Source organism: Leifsonia sp. EB41 (assembly GCF_041262565.1).
GTDB lineage: Bacteria > Actinomycetota > Actinomycetes > Actinomycetales > Microbacteriaceae > Leifsonia.
In genome coordinates, this window is record NZ_JBGCCJ010000001.1 from 2,136,995 (window position 1) to 2,150,803 (window position 13,809).

Genomic DNA, 13,809 nt, shown 5'->3' on the forward strand with positions numbered 1-13,809 from the left:
CCGTCGCTTCGATCCCTTTAGCGTTACTGTATACAGAATACAGTCGACACGGCAGAGAACACAAGGAGACCGATGACGATCCCCGAGCCCCGGAGCATCCGGCTCGACGCGCTCGCCTACGGCGGCGACTACAACCCCGACCAGTGGCCCGAGGAGGTCTGGGCGGAGGACGTGCGCCTCATGGTGGAGGCCGGCGTCAACATCGTCACGCTCCCCGTCTTCTCCTGGCCGCTGCTGGAGCCGGAGCCCGGCAGCTGGGACTTCGCCGGACTGGACCGCATCATCGACCTCCTCTGGGCCCACGGCATCACGGTCGACCTGGCCACCGCGACCGCGACGCCGCCCGCGTGGCTCGTCCGCGAGCATCCCGAGGTGCTGCCGTGGAACGTCGACGGCGTCCGGCTGGAGTTCGGATCCCGGCAGTCGTACTGCCCGAGCTCGCCCGTGTTCCGGGAGGCCGCCCTCCGGCTCACCCGCGCCCTCGCCGAGCGCTACGGCGAGCACCCCGCGCTCGCGCTCTGGCACGTCTCCAACGAGTACGGTGACCACGTCGCGCGGTGCTGGTGCCCGGAGTCCGCGCGGCACTTCCGCCGTTGGCTGGAGGCCCGCTACGGCGACATCGCCGGCCTCAACGAGGCCTGGGGCACGAGCTGCTGGGGCCAGCACTACCTGAGCTTCGACCAGATCGAGCCGCCGCGCACCGCGACCGGGCCGATCAACCCCGCCCAGGTGGTGGACTTCGAGCGGTTCTCGTCCGACGCGCTCCTGGAGCTCTTCCAGTCCGAGGTCGACGTGCTGCGGGAGGTCACGCCCGAGATCGCGGTGACCACCAACTTCATGAGCCTGTTCCGCGAGCTGAACTACTGGGACTTCGCCGACGCGGAGGACCTCGTCACCGACGACGCCTATCCGGACCCCGCCGACCCGCACGCGCATGTCGGCGCCGCGCTCAACTACGGGCTGATGCGCAGCCTGAAGGACGGCCGGCCCTGGCTGCTGCTGGAGCAGGCTCCGAGCGCGGTGAGCTGGCGCGACGTCAACGTCCCGAAGGCGCCGGGGCAGCTCCGGCTCGGCAGCCTCCAGGCGGTCGCGCACGGCTCGGACGGCGTGATGTTCTTCCAGTGGCGGCAGGCGAAGTTCGGGCCGGAGAAGTTCCACTCGGCGATGCTCGGGCACCGCGGCGAGCGCAGCCGCAGCTACCGGGAGTCCACAGCGCTCGGCGCGGAGCTGAAGAAGCTGGAGGCCGTGCGCGGCACGCGCGTCCGCTCCTCGGTCGCGCTGGTGGCCGACTGGGACGCCTGGTGGGGCGTGACGCAGACCGAGTCGATGCCGTCGCAGCGCCTGGACTGGCTGACCGAGGCGCGCGCCTGGCACGCCGCCGCGTTCGCGCTCGGGCAGCCGGTGGATGTCGCCCGGGCTGCCGGCCCGTTCGGCGCGCACCGGGTGGTGCTCGTCCCCAACCTGTACGCGGCGACCGCCGAGCAGGCCGAGGCGCTGAGCGCGTTCGTCGCCGGTGGCGGCCACGTGGTCGTTGGGCCGTTCTCCGGCGTGGTCGACCACCGCGAGCAGGTGCACGAGGGCGGCGCTCCGGGACCGCTCCGCGACCTCCTGGGCGTGGAGGTGGACGAGTGGTGGCCGCTGGCCGACGGCGCCCAGCGCGCGGTCGAGCTCGGCGGCGTCGTCCACTCGACCCGGGTCTGGGGCGAGTGGATCGAGGCGGGCACGGGCACCGAGGTTCTCGGCCGGTTCGCCGACGGCGACCTTGCCGGCCTCCCGGCCTTCACCCGCCGGTCGCACGGTGACGGCGCCGCCTGGTACCTGGCCGCCGGGCTGGACCAGGCGGGGATGCGCGCCGTTCTCTCCACCGTGTTCGCAGCCGCCGATGTGGAGGCCCGCGAGCCCGACACCGCGCTGGAGGTCGTCACCCGCACCGACGGCGCCACCGACTTCACCTTCGTGCTCAACCACGGCCGGGAGACGCGGACCGCTCCGCGCATCCCGGGCGGCGTGGACCTGCTCACCGGCGCGGACGCCGGCGACGGGCTGCCGCTCGACGCGTTCGGCGTCGCCGTGATCCAGCACCCGACCCGCACCGACAGCGAGAGGCAAGCATGACCCACCCCTTCGTCCATCCGTATGTGCCGAACACGGCGCCCGAGTCACGGCAGGCCATGCTCGACGCGGTCGGCGCGACCTCCGTCGAGGAGTTCTACGCCGACGTTCCGGCGGACCTGCGGCTCGGCCGCGATCTCGACCTCCCGGAGCCGCTCATCGCGGAGCAGGACCTCGTCCGCCACGTCGGAGGGTTGCTGCGCCGCAACCGCGCGGTGGAGCCCGGTCGCCTCTTCCTCGGTGCCGGCACGTACCACCACGCGGTGCCCGCGGTCGTCGACGAGGTCATCAACCGCAGCGAGTTCCTCACCGCGTACGCGGGCGAGCCGTACGAGGATCACGGCAGGTTCCAGGCGCTGTTCGAGTACCAGTCGCTGATGGGCGAGCTGCTGAACCTCGACGTCGTGAACGTACCCACCTATGACGGTTACCAGGCGGCGGCGACCGCGCTGGCGATGGCGACGCGCATCACCGGCCGTCGCGGCATCCTGCTGGTCAGCGACGCGCACCCGGACAAGCTGTCGAAGGTGCGGGACTACCTGCTGCCGGTCGCCGACCTCACGATCGTGCCGACGGTGGACGGGGTGGCCGACGTTGCCGCGGCCTCCGCCCTCATCGGCCCGGACACCGCAGCGGTCTGGATCGAGACGCCGAGCTTCCACGGGGCGCTGGAGACCGCGGTTCGCGAGCTCGCCGATGCCGCGCACGCGGCCGGTGCGGTTCTCGTCGCGGGGACCGACCCGATCGGCCTCGGTGTGCTCGCCTCCCCCGCCGACCTCGGCGCGGACATCGTGCACGGCGACATCCAGTCGCTCGGCCTGCACCCGTGGTTCGGCGGCGCGCACGGCGGCTTCATCGCCGTCCGCGACGACACCCGTTTCGTGATGGAGATGCCGTCGCGGCTTTTCGGGCTGGAGTCCACCGACGTGCCCGGCGAGTACGGCTTCGGGGACGTCGCCTACGACCGCACCTCCTTCGCGGTGCGCGAGGAGGGCAAGGAGTGGGTCGGCACCGCAGCCGCACTGTGGGGAATCGCCGCGGGCGTGTACCTCTCGCTGATGGGGCCGCAGGGGATGGCCGAGCTCGGCGACACGCTCATGTCGCGAACGGCATATGCTCGCGATGCGCTCACCGCCCTCCCCGGGGTGCAGCGCGCCGACGGCGCCATCCATTTCCGGGAGTTCGTGCTCGACGTAAGCGCCACCTCCCTCACCGCCCCCGAGCTGGTGGCCGCGCTGCGTGCCCGCGGCTTCGAGCCGGGCCTCGCCCTGGATGACATGCGCCTTCTGGTATGCGTCACCGAGCAGAACACCCAGACCGACATCGACGACCTCGCCGCCGCCCTCGGCGCCGCCCTGAAGGAGAACGCCCGATGAGCCTCCCCGTCGCCCCCAAGCCCGCCCTGCGCCGGTTCCACCAGGCGCGCTGGGACGAGCCGATCGTCTTCGAGCTGCACGCGCCAGGCGAGCGCGGCGTGATCCCGTCGCGCACCGAGGACGGTGTGCGCGGCGCCGTCGGAGACGTCGTCGCCGAATTGCCGGCCTCCCTGCGCCGCGCCTCCGCGCCCGCGCTGCCGGAGGTCGGCCAGATGCGCGTACTCAAGCACTACCTCCGGCTCAGCCAGGAGAACCTCGGCGCCGACCTCAACGTCGACGTGGGCCAGGGCACCTGCACGATGAAGTACGCACCGAAGGTCAACGAGGCGATCATCCGCACGCCCGACCTCACCGAGCTGCACCCGCTGCAGGACCCGGAGACGGCACAGGGCGTGCTGGAGATCGTCTGGCGCACCGAGCGGATGCTCACCGAGATCTCCGGGATGAGCCGCGTCTCGCTGCAGACCAGCGGCGGCTCGGAGGCGATCTGGGCGAACATCTCGATGATCCGCGCCTACCACGCGTCCCGCGGCGAGGCGGAGCAGCGGGACGAGGTGATCACGACGATCTTCTCGCACCCGTCCAACGCGGCAGCCGCCAAGATGGCCGGCTACAAGGTCATCACGATCTTCCCGGACGCCGACGGCTACCCCGACGTGGAGGCGCTGCGGGCCGCCCTTTCGGAGCGCACGGCCGCGATCATGGTCACGAATCCCGAGGACACCGGCATCTACAACCCGCGCATCCGCGAGTGGGTCGAGCTGGCGCACTCGGTGGGCGCGCTCGCGTCGTACGACCAGGCGAACGCCAACGGCATCCTCGGGATAACCCGCGCCCGCGACGCCGGGTTCGACGTGTGCCACTTCAACCTGCACAAGACGTTCGGCACCCCGCACGGCTGCGGCGGCCCCGGCTCCGGCGCCAACGCGGTGTCGGAGGCGCTCGCGCCCTTCCTGCCCGGGCCCGTGGTCGAGAAGGTGGGCGTCCGGTACGTGCTGGACGCGGACCGGCCGCAGTCGATCGGGTCGGTCGCGCCCTTCTACGGCGTCATCCCGAACATCGTGCGCACCTACGCGTGGCTCCGCGCCCTCGGGGCTCCCGGTCTGCGCGCCGTCGCGGAGACGGCCGTGCTCAACAACAACTACCTGATGAAGCTCGTGCTCGACATCCCCGGTGCCAGCGCACCGTACGCGACCGGCCGCCGCCGCATCGAGCAGGTGCGCTACTCGTGGCAGGAGCTGTTCGAGGAGACCGGCATCAGCTCCGAGGAGATCGGCATCCGCGCGAGCGACTTCGGGATGCACTACTGGACGAGCCACCACCCCTACGTGGTGCCGCAGCCGTTCACGCTGGAGCCGACCGAGTCGTACTCGAAGGCCGAGCTGGAGGAGTACGCGCGCGTGCTCGCCGAGGTCGCGCGCGAGGCGCGGGAGACCCCGGAGGTCGTCCGCACCGCCCCGCACAACCAGACAGTGCACCACACGCACCACGACGACCTGGACGACCCGGAGCGCTGGGCCGTGACGTGGCGGGCCTACCGTCGGAAGCACTTCGGCGACGGTTCGGGAGTCACGGCGCCGGAGCCCGAGCTGGAAGCAGCGGTCGTGTGACGATCGGGCTCATCGTGAACCCGGTCGCGGGCGTCGGCGGCCCGGCCGGGCTCGCCGGCAGCGACGGCGCCGCGGTGCAGCGTGAGGCGCTGCGCCGCGGCGGCCGGCCGCGTGCGGGAGAGCGTGCGCTGGAGGCGCTGCGCGTGCTCGCGGCCGCGCACCCCGGCGCCGAAGTCCTCACCGCCTCCGGCGCACTGGGAGAGGACGCCGTGCGTGCCGCCGGACTCATTCCCCGCGTGGCATACACCCCTCACCACCCCGCGAAGGGCACGTTGTCGTCACTTCCGGGGGCGAAAAGTGACAAGAACGTGCCCCTCGGCGGTACTGATGGGGATGACACGGCTCGGGCGGCGGCGGCGCTGCGGGCCGCTGGCGCATCTCTCATCCTGTTCGCGGGCGGGGACGGCACGGCCCGGGATGTCGCTCGCGGCCTCCCTGCCGGCTCGCCCGTCCTCGGCATCCCCGCCGGAGTCAAGATGTACTCCGGCTGCTTCGCCGTCTCCCCCGCCGCCGCCGGCGTTCCCGCCGCCGACTGGCTCCGCTCCCCGCTCTCCACCGCCGAGGCCGAAGTGCTCGACCTCGATGAGGCCCTCCTGCGCGCCGGCCGCCCCGATCCGCGCCTCTTCGCGCTGGTCGCGGTCCCCGTCGCCGCCGGACGAACCCAGGCCCGCAAGGCCGCCACCCCGGCATCCGCCAGGGAGGCCGTCCGCCGCGCCGCCGCGGGTGCTGCCGCGGCGATGCGCCCGGGTGTCCGCTACCTCCTCGGCCCCGGCGGGACCACCACTGAGCTGGGCCGCCTGCTCGGGCTCGACACCTCGCCGCTCGGCGTCGACCTCGTGCAGGACGGCCGCCTCCTCGCCCGAGACCTCACCGAGCAGCAGACCTACGACGCCGTCGCCGGCCACGACGCCCAGGCGGTCGTGACCGTCATCGGTGGCCAGGGCTTCCTGCTCGGCCGGGGAAACCAGCAGCTCTCCGCGCGCGTGATCGCCGCGCTGGGCGCCGCTCCCCTGCTCGTCGTCGCCACCGAGCAGAAACTCATCGACCTCGCCGGCCGGCCACTCCTGGTCGACACCGGCGACGCGGCTCTCGACCTGCGGCTGGCCGGTCACGTCCGCGTGACCACCGGGCCTGCGACCGCGAGCCTCTACCCTGTCAGTGCCGCGTCAGCGGCCCCCATCGAAGGAGAACCCGAATGCGTCTAGCCGGCAAGTCCGCCATCGTCACCGGAGGGGCAGGCGGCATCGGCCGCGCCACCTCCCTCGCCTTCGCGGCGGAGGGCGCGCGCGTCGCCGTCGTCGACCTGCAGCAGGAGGCCGCCGAGGCCGTCGCCGCCGAGATCCGTGCGGCAGGCGGCGAGGCCATCGCGCTCGGCGCCGATGTGTCCGCCGAGGCCGACGTGCAGCGCGTGGTCGCCGCCGTGGTGGAGGCGTTCGGCGGTGTCGACGTCTCGTTCAACAACGCGGGCATCATCCGCCGCACGACCGCGGTCGAGACCACCGTCGAGGAGTGGGACCGCGTCTTCGGCGTCAACGTGCGCGGCGTCTTCCTGATGTGCAAGCACGTCGTGCCCGTCATGGCGGCCGCCGGGAAGGGCTCCATCATCAACACCGGCAGCGGCTGGGGGCTGAAGGGCGGCGGCCAGGCCATCTCGTACTGCGCCTCCAAGGGAGCGGTCGTCAACATGACCCGCGCGCTGGCGATCGACCACGGCCCGCAGGGCATCCGCGTCAACTCGATCAACCCGGGCGATGTGAACACCGGCATGCTGCGCGACGAGGCCCGCCAGCTCGGCCAGGAGGCCGGCTCGTTCCTCGCGGAGGCGGCCGACCGCCCGCTGCGCCGGATGGGCGAGCCGTCCGAGATCGCCGCGGCCGTCGTCTGGCTGGCGAGCGACGAGTCGTCGTACGTCACCGGCACCGCCCTCGTGGCGGACGGCGGCGGGATCGCGTAACCCGACGGGATCCTGTGCCAGGGTGGGGATGTGGAAGGCGCGGACATCGACCTGGCGTACATCCCGCCCGGCGCGGTGCAGCTCCACGACGCCCGGCAGAAGCGGCGCTGGACCGTCGAGCTGGAGTCGTTCGAGATCGGGGTGTTCCCGGTGACGGAGGAGCAGGTCGCCGAGCTGATCGGCGAGCCCGCGACGCATCCCCGCCGGCCCGCGACCGGGGTGAGTTGGCTGCGCGCGATCCGGTTCTGCAACGCGGCGTCCGAGTGGGAGGGGCTCGACCCGGCGTACGCCGTCGACGGCGAGGAGGTCACCTGGCACGTCGACTCCGACGGCTACCGCCTCCCCACCGAGGCCGAGTGGGAGTACGCCTGCCGCGCGGGCTCGACCGGACCGCACTACGGGCCGCTGGCCGAGGTGGCCTGGACCAGCGCGGACGGCCTCAGTGCTCCGCACGACGTGGGCGGAAGGCTGCCCAACCTGCACGGCCTGTTCGACACGCTCGGGAACGTGTGGGAGTGGTGCTGGGACTACCTCGACCCGGCACGCTATGACGACTACCGGGTGTTCCGCGGCGGAGGCTTCGCCGACGACGCCTGGAGCGTGCGCGCGTCGGTGCGCCGCGGCGGTTCGCCGCGGACCCGGCACGAGGACCTCGGCTTCCGGGTCGCGCGCGGCGGCTTCGACGCGGAGGGCGCGGCCCAGGGCTGGTCTGCGGAGGCCGACCGCGAGCGCGCGGCGCTGGAGTTCCCGCTCCCGCCGGGCTGGACGCCGCGCCGCTAGCGCGGGAAGTCTCAGAGCCCGAGCGAGCGCTTGATCAGCGTCTCAGCGTCGTCCGGCCCGACGGCCGGAGCGGTGGCCTCCCGGTTCGCCTCGGTGACGGCCTTGACCACTTCGTCGCGCTGGATGCGAATGCCGCGCGGGGCCTCGATGCCGACCCGCACGCCGTCGCCGCGGACGTCGAGGATCGTGACGACGATGTCGTCCCCGATGAGCACGCGCTCGCCGACCTTCCGGGTCAATACCAGCATTGATCCAGCCTATCGGGCAGTCGACCCCGCGCCCACTCCCCCATCGGCCCGCCCGATTCCCGCGGTCAGCGCAGCCGGGCCGGGCGGACCCGCACCGGCGCGAGCCAGGCCGCGACAATCACTGCGGTGATCGATCCGGCCGCCATGATCGCGGCGAGCACGACCACCTGGAACCGCCCCGCCTCCAGCGGCGAGACCCCGCCGAAGATCGCGCCGACGAACGCGCCCGGCAGGGTGACAAGGCCCGTCGTCTTCGTCTGGTCGACGGACGGGATCAGCGCCGAGTACACCGCTCCCCTGGCCTGCTCCAGAGTCGACTGCCGTGGCGTCGCGCCCAGCGCCAGCCAGCCCTCCACCTCGTCCCAGTGGTCGTCGACCGCCTCGGTGAACCGGCGGCCGGAGAGTGTCGCGATGCTCATGGAGTTGCCGATGACGATGCCGCCGATGGCGAGCGCATAGCGCGCCGAGAACTCGATCGCGCCGGTCAGGAAGACGACGGAGAAGGAGACGACGACGCCGGTGAGCATCGCCGTCCCCATCATGAGCGCGTGCTCCCCCGACCAGCCGATGCGGTGCGTGGCGGTCGCCGCCGCGACGCCGAACATGACCAGGAGGGCCAGTGCGACCCAGACCGGATCGGTGATGACCCCGGCGAGGACCACACTGATGATCGCGAGCTGGGCGGCCCCGCGGAGGATCGCCAGGGCCGGGGCCCAGCGGTGCGGCACGCGGTACGTGGCGAGGACGACGGTGGCCAGCAACGCGAGCACGGCGACCCCGAGGAGGGTCGGCGCGAGCTCGGCGAAAATGGGCACGTCCCACCCTAATCCGGGCGTGTTTCACACATGATCATCCACAGGGTTTCACACCGTGTGAATTACGAGGATGTAATTTCGAAGCTGTCTTCGAATTCCCGATAGTCTCGGAGAAAATGCAGATCAGAGCCTGAATCATCCTGAAAGGCAGTCTGAGAGCCCTCTAATCTCGGGCGTGTCCTCCACACCTGAGGGCAGTTGTTCCACCCGTTTTCAACAGAGTTATCCACAGGTGGAGAAAGTCAGCGGTCGCTCCACCCGACCGGTACCCCCAAAAAGGAGGTCGAGTCCGGCGTCGTCGTGTACGCGACGCCGATCGCGGCGATCGCGTCGACGCCGCTGCCGGCCTCCGCGACCAGGTTCGCCCACACCCGGGTGTCCTCGGGCTTGCGGGTGACGTCGACGGCGATCCAGACCTGGTCGGGGACCACATCGTGGAGGATGCCGGCGTAGCGGGCGGCGTCGGAGGGGGCTTCGCCGACGCCGATCGCGACGATCGTCGAGCCGTTGCGCCGCACGCCGTCCGCCCGCGCCTGCAGGGCCTCCCGGCGGCCGCCGACGTGACGGGAGCCGGTTCGTCCGACCGTGCCGGCCACGGCCACCTCGATCGCCGGGGTGGCCAGCGCCATCGCCTGCGCGACGGACAGCGCGTCTTCCCGGAGGCCGAACACGAAGACGAGGTCGCCGGGGTTCGTCGCGAGTCGCGGCGCCGGGCGGGTCGGCTCCTCGAAGCGCTCGGGCCGCCGCGCGGGAGCGGGGGAGGGCGTCGAGTCGATGACGATGGTCGTGGGCTCCACCGGCACGGGCAGGTACCGGGCCGGGACGAGCGCCTCCGGATCGGTCTCGGCGATGATCTCCTCCATGACCTCCTCGAACTGCGAGGAGGCGTTCGCGTGCTGGAAGCGGACCTCCTGCTCGTCGGCGTCGGCCAGCAGGCCGGCGATCATGTCGGACGGGGCGAGCTCGTGGAGGTCCTTCTTCGGACGCCAGGCGTTATGAGGCCAGAGTCGGGGTGACAATTCGAATTACTCCGATCGTTTCGATGGGCGCCGGGGAGGTGGTGGCCTCGTTGTATGACAGGACGGGGAGAGCGGGCGCCTGCGCGGCGATGAGCCGGCGGACGGAGGGGCGGAGCTGCGGCGCGCAGACGAGTACGGCGCCTTCGTGCTCGGTGGCGGCGGAGCGGACCTCGCTGAGGACCTGCTCGAGCACCGGGGGATCGAGGACGAGCTGCGAGCCGTACTCGGTCTGGCGCTGGCCCTCCAGCATCGCCTGCTCGAGCATGGGATCGAGGGTGATGACGCGGAGGGTGCCGTCGTCCACGTAGGGGTTGGAGAGCGCGGCGCCGAGCGCGAGCCGGGCTGCTTCGACCAGGCCCTCGGGTTCGAGCGAGACCTTGGCCCGGAGCGTGAGCGCCTCGTAGATGCGCGCGAGGTCGTTGATCGGCACGCGCTCGGAGAGCAGCCCCTGGAGCACGCGCTGCACCTCCGCGAGGCTGAGCAGGGCGGGGACGAGCTCGTCGACCGCGGACGGGTTCACCCGCTTCACGCCCTCGGTGAGCACGCGGACGTCCTCGCGGGACAGCAGGCGGGCCGCGTTGGCGGTGACCGCCGACGAGAGGTGCGTGACGACGACGGAGACGCGGTCGATGACCGTCGCACCGGACAGCTCGGCGGTGTAGCGCAGTTCGGCGGCGATCCACTTGGCGGGGAGGCCGAACACCGGCTCGATCGTGTCGACTCCGGCGAGCGCGGTGAGGTCGTCGCCGAGGGCGAGCACCTTGCCGCGCGGCGCCTGGCCGCGGCCGACCTCCACGCCGGCCACCGTGATGCAGTACGTGGCCGACGGGAGTTCGCCGTTGTCGCGCGTGCGCACCGGCGGGACGACGATGCCGAGCTCGATCGCCAGCTTGCGCCGCAGTGCGCGCACGCGGCCGAGCAGGTCGTCCGAGCCCCCGGAGACGATGTCGATCAGGTCGGTGGCGAGCTGGATCTCCAGCGGGTGCACCCGCATGTGCTCCAGGAGGTCGTCTGTGGTGTCGCTCGCACCCGTCGTCTTCTCCGCGACCGCCTTCGCGCGCTCCTCGGCGGCGGCCTTCGCCGCGCGCGCCTTGATGCGCTGGGAGGCCCAGATCAGGATGCCGCCGACCGCGAGGAACGGGATCATCGGCATGCCGGGGATCAGCGAGAGCGCGATGGCGGCGGCGGCGGCGATCGCGAGCGCGACGCGGGACTGTGTCAGCTGCGCTCCGGCCTGCGAGCCCATGTCGGAGTCGGCGCCCGACCGCGTGACGATCATGCCGGTGGACACCGCCATGAGCAGCGCCGGGATCTGCGCGGTGAGGCCGTCGCCGATGGTGAGCAGCGTGTACTTGTTGAGGGCGTCGGTGATCTGCATGCCGTTCTGCAGCATCCCGATGCCGATGCCGCCGATCACGTTGATGACGATGATGAGGATGCCGGCGATGGCGTCGCCCTTGACGAACTTGGAGGCGCCGTCCATCGCGCCGTAGAAGTCCGACTCGGCGGCGACCTCCGCCCGGCGCTCCCTGGCCTGGGCGTTGGTGATCAGTCCGGCGTTGAGGTCGGCGTCGATCGCCATCTGCTTGCCGGGCATGGCGTCGAGCGTGAACCGGGCGCCGACCTCGGCCACGCGCTCCGCGCCCTTCGTGATGACCACGAACTGGATGACGACGAGGATGAGGAAGACGACGGCGCCGATGATGATGTTGCCGCCGACCGCGACGTTGCCGAACGTCTCGATCACCTGGCCCGCATAGCCCTGGCCGAGCACGAGCCGGGTGGAGGCGACGTTGAGTCCCAGCCGGAGCAGGGTCGCGATGAGCAGCAGCGAGGGGAAGACCGAGAAGTCGAGCGGCTTGCGGGCGAACATCGTGGTCAGCAGCACGACGAGGGCGAAGGCGATGTTGACCACGATCAGCGTGTCGAGCAGCCAGGCCGGGATCGAGACGACGAGCAGGAGCACGATGCCGACGACGCCGACCGGCACGGCCAGGAGCGACAGGTTCTTGTTCTTCACGAGTGGGCCAGCCTCCTGCTGTCGATCGGAGTGCGCGCCCGCGTGGCTGCGGGCAGGGTGTGGATGTCGGTGAGCGAGCCGCCGCGCCGCTTCAGGGCCATGACGAACGCGAGCACGTGGGCGACCGGCGTGAAGAACTCGGCCGGGATCTCCTGACCGAGGTCGCAGGCGGCATGCAGCGCCCGGGCGAGGGGCACGTCGGAGACCATCGGCACGCCCTTCGCCAGGGCCTCCTCGCGGATGCGGGCGGCGATCAGGTCCGCGCCCTTCGCGACCACCTTCGGCGCCGACGCACCCGGCTCGTACTTCAGGGCGACGGCGACGTGGGTGGGGTTGACCAGCACGACGCTCGCGTCGGCGACGGCGGCGATCATCCGGTTGCGGCTCATCGCGAGCTGCCTGCTGCGGCGCTGCGCCCGGATCATCGGGTCGCCCTCTGCGCTCTTGTGCTCGTCCTTGACCTCGCGCTTGGTCATCCGGCTCGCCGTGCGGTTGCGGCGCATCACCACGACGAGGTCGATGGCGGCGAAGAGCAGGCCGCCGCCGATGGCGAGCTGGAGCAGGGAGCCCATCGCGCCCTGCGCGGTCGCGACGAGTGCGGGGACGGAGAGCCCGCCGGTCTGGAGGACGAGCGGGATCAGTCCCTGGATGACCACGTACAGCCCGATCCCGACCAGGGCGGCCTTCCCGAGGGTTTTGCCCAGCTCCCACGCGCTGCGCGCGCCGAACATGTTGCGGATGCCCTTGAGCAGGTCGAACTGCTCGAAGTGCGGTTTCAGCTTCTTGAGGTGGATGCCGCCCTGCGCGGCCGTCGCGGCGATCACCGTCAGCGCGACGACGAGCAACAGCGGCCACACCGTGCCGAGCACCGACAGGAGGCCCGTGCCGAGCGAGGCGAGCGCGCTCGCGGGCGTCGGGTCGCGGATGATGTCGCGGAACGCGAAGATCTGCGACTCCGCAGCCTGCTGCGCGCTCGCGATGATCATCGGGATCAGCGCCGTCGCCACGCCGACCGACAGCCAGGCGGGGAGGTCGCGGGCCTTCTGCAGCTGTCCCTTCGAGCGCACCGACTTGAGGTGCTTCTCCGTGGCCTGCTCGGTGCGCTCCTGGGCGGACATCAGGGGCCTCCCATCGCGTGGACGGCCTGCCCGGCGAGCGCCTGGACGATCATCGGGAGCGCGACGATCCCGAGCGCGCACAGCACGACGGCGAGGAGGACCAGCGCGGGCGGCCCGAGCGAGTACACGTTGAGCGCCGGCGCGACGCGGGAGAGCAGGCCGAGCGCCGCGTTCGCGACGAAGAGCACGGCCATGATGGGGCCGGCGATCTGCAGCGCGGCGAGCAGCATCTGGGTCACGGAGCCGCTCAGGGTCTGCGTGATCGACCTCCAGTCGACCGACATCGTCAGGGGCACCGCCGTGAACGAGCGGACCAGGCCGCCGAGCACGAGCTGGTAGCCGTCGCTGACGAACAGCAGCGCCAGCGCGGTCATCTGGAACAGCCGGGAGAACTGGGCGGCGTTGATGTCGGCGGCCGGATCGTATTGCTGCGCCGCCTGCAGGCCGCCCGAGAAGTCGAGCAGCGACCCGGCGGACTCGATGGCGGAGAACACCAGGTAGACGAGGAAGCCGAGCACAGCGCCCGTCGCGGCCTCGCCGACGAAGTCGAGCAGGAACTGGCCGGTCGAGCCGGGGGAGTAGTGCTGCGCCGCCTGGGGCGCGACGACGATCCCGAGCAGGACGGCGAGCATGCCTTTGATCTGGAGGGGGAACGCCTGGTACGAGAACGGCGGCGCGATCAGCACGAACAGCAGGATGCGCACCGAGACCAACGCCGTGGCCTCGATCGCGCTCAAGTCGATGGGGATGTTCATCG

General features: G+C 71.7%; 12 protein-coding genes. 6 read left to right on the forward strand and 6 right to left on the reverse strand.

The window, feature by feature from the left end; genetic code table 11:
• Positions 1 to 72: 72 nt before the first annotated feature.
• Genes ABH923_RS10510 through ABH923_RS10535 form a run of 6 tightly spaced genes read left to right on the forward strand, consistent with a single transcriptional unit; the run spans position 73 to position 7,832 of the window.
• Positions 73 to 2,115, forward strand: coding sequence for a beta-galactosidase (locus ABH923_RS10510; RefSeq protein ID WP_370055319.1), 2,043 nt, complete (start codon positions 73 to 75; stop codon positions 2,113 to 2,115).
• Positions 2,112 to 3,488, forward strand: a complete 1,377-nt coding sequence (gene gcvPA / locus ABH923_RS10515) for an aminomethyl-transferring glycine dehydrogenase subunit GcvPA (protein WP_370055320.1) — start codon at positions 2,112 to 2,114, stop codon at positions 3,486 to 3,488. The genes ABH923_RS10510 and gcvPA overlap by 4 nt, the downstream gene beginning before the upstream one ends.
• Complete coding sequence (gcvPB, locus tag ABH923_RS10520; protein ID WP_370055321.1) at positions 3,485 to 5,098, forward strand: aminomethyl-transferring glycine dehydrogenase subunit GcvPB; 1,614 nt, start codon at positions 3,485 to 3,487, stop codon at positions 5,096 to 5,098. Before gcvPA ends, gcvPB begins: the two co-directional genes overlap by 4 nt.
• Positions 5,095 to 6,303 carry an ATP-NAD kinase family protein gene (locus ABH923_RS10525; protein WP_370055322.1) on the forward strand — a complete coding sequence of 403 codons (1,209 nt, stop codon included), beginning with the start codon at positions 5,095 to 5,097 and terminating at the stop codon, positions 6,301 to 6,303. Before gcvPB ends, ABH923_RS10525 begins: the two co-directional genes overlap by 4 nt.
• Positions 6,294 to 7,052 carry an SDR family NAD(P)-dependent oxidoreductase gene (locus ABH923_RS10530; RefSeq protein ID WP_370055323.1) on the forward strand — a complete coding sequence of 253 codons (759 nt, stop codon included), beginning with the start codon at positions 6,294 to 6,296 and terminating at the stop codon, positions 7,050 to 7,052. Before ABH923_RS10525 ends, ABH923_RS10530 begins: the two co-directional genes overlap by 10 nt.
• 30 nt (positions 7,053 to 7,082) lie before the next feature.
• Positions 7,083 to 7,832, forward strand: coding sequence for a formylglycine-generating enzyme family protein (locus ABH923_RS10535; protein WP_370055324.1), 750 nt, complete (start codon positions 7,083 to 7,085; stop codon positions 7,830 to 7,832).
• Between the two features lie 11 nt (positions 7,833 to 7,843).
• Here ABH923_RS10535 and csrA read toward each other — a convergent pair whose 3' ends face one another.
• The 6 genes from csrA to ABH923_RS10565 all read right to left on the reverse strand — a co-directional run bounded on the left by csrA (position 7,844) and on the right by ABH923_RS10565 (position 13,807).
• A complete protein-coding gene (csrA, locus tag ABH923_RS10540) occupies positions 7,844 to 8,080 on the reverse strand; it encodes a carbon storage regulator CsrA (protein ID WP_345838846.1) in 237 nt (78 codons plus the stop codon).
• Between the two features lie 65 nt (positions 8,081 to 8,145).
• Complete coding sequence (locus tag ABH923_RS10545; protein WP_370055325.1) at positions 8,146 to 8,895, reverse strand: ABC transporter permease; 750 nt, start codon at positions 8,893 to 8,895, stop codon at positions 8,146 to 8,148.
• A gap of 242 nt (positions 8,896 to 9,137) precedes the next feature.
• On the reverse strand, positions 9,138 to 9,914 hold the full coding sequence (locus ABH923_RS10550; RefSeq protein ID WP_370055326.1) for a hypothetical protein: 777 nt from the start codon (positions 9,912 to 9,914) through the stop codon (positions 9,138 to 9,140).
• Complete coding sequence (locus ABH923_RS10555) at positions 9,889 to 11,934, reverse strand: flagellar biosynthesis protein FlhA (protein WP_370055327.1); 2,046 nt, start codon at positions 11,932 to 11,934, stop codon at positions 9,889 to 9,891. The genes ABH923_RS10550 and ABH923_RS10555 overlap by 26 nt, the downstream gene beginning before the upstream one ends.
• Positions 11,931 to 13,052: a flagellar biosynthesis protein FlhB gene (locus ABH923_RS10560; RefSeq protein ID WP_370055328.1), complete on the reverse strand. Its 1,122-nt coding sequence runs from the start codon at positions 13,050 to 13,052 to the stop codon at positions 11,931 to 11,933. The genes ABH923_RS10555 and ABH923_RS10560 overlap by 4 nt, the downstream gene beginning before the upstream one ends.
• Positions 13,052 to 13,807, reverse strand: coding sequence for a flagellar biosynthetic protein FliR (locus tag ABH923_RS10565; RefSeq protein WP_370055329.1), 756 nt, complete (start codon positions 13,805 to 13,807; stop codon positions 13,052 to 13,054). The genes ABH923_RS10560 and ABH923_RS10565 overlap by 1 nt, the downstream gene beginning before the upstream one ends.
• Positions 13,808 to 13,809: the final 2 nt, after the last annotated feature.